The sequence below is a fragment of the Vibrio sp. 1078-1 genome (assembly GCF_033340475.1).
On record NZ_JAWOWM010000304.1, the window covers coordinates 1 to 729 of the forward strand.

At 45.1% G+C, this 729-nt stretch carries 1 protein-coding gene and 1 pseudogene; both read left to right on the top strand.

The features are described 5' to 3' along the window. Positions 1 to 165: helix-turn-helix domain-containing protein (locus R7190_RS27235; protein ID WP_318137851.1), on the top strand; the 165-nt coding region annotated here is incomplete at its 5' end. Positions 166 to 296: 131 nt separating this feature from the next. Continuing rightward, positions 297 to 729 (top strand): annotated as a pseudogene (gene esxD / locus R7190_RS27240) (type III secretion system regulon anti-activator ExsD); the annotation flags it as partial.

Genomic DNA, 729 nt, shown 5'->3' on the forward strand with positions numbered 1-729 from the left:
CACGCACACAAGCTTTTGCTGACGAGCAAAATGAGCATTGTCGATGTGGCAATGGAAGCGGGATTTTCCAGCCAATCTTACTTTACTCAAAGTTATCGACGTCGCTTTGGCACTACGCCAAGTAAGGTCCGTTCCGGTGATGAGCAAGTCGCCATCGCTAATTGAAATGACTTATGACTAAAATTTTCTGACTAATTTTGAAAGTCACCGACGGACATAAAATTCTATTATGTTCAGCGTAAGAACGAATAATTCAAATTTATTACATCCCTTTCATTCTGGAGTGTTCGAAAGGGATGCGGAGAAGAACACAAATGAAAAAGCAGCATTGGCGACGCCGTTCGCTTTTTCCTGACAGCATTGTGACGCAAAGGAAAGTCACTGTTTTGCAAAGAGGAGCACGATACGAGAGTGCGTCTCAGCCATCACAGGATCTCAATGTTGTCCACGTGAATCACCGACAGCTGTTGAGTGAAGGTGTGCTGAATGACGACCAGTTATCGTTGTTGCAACGCTTGTTGGACAGAAGTGTGGTGGACAGTTTGTGCGCCAGTCAATTGGTGAAAACGTATTTGAGACTGGGCACATCGATTGACCGCTTTGCCATGCGTCTGTTTTTAGAAATTGGCGCTCAGTTAAGTGACAGTCAACGAGTGGCGACCTTTGAGCAGAGGCTCGAATACATCAACTCTCGATTGGGTTTTCGCTTTAATTTGGCCACGCCAAAAA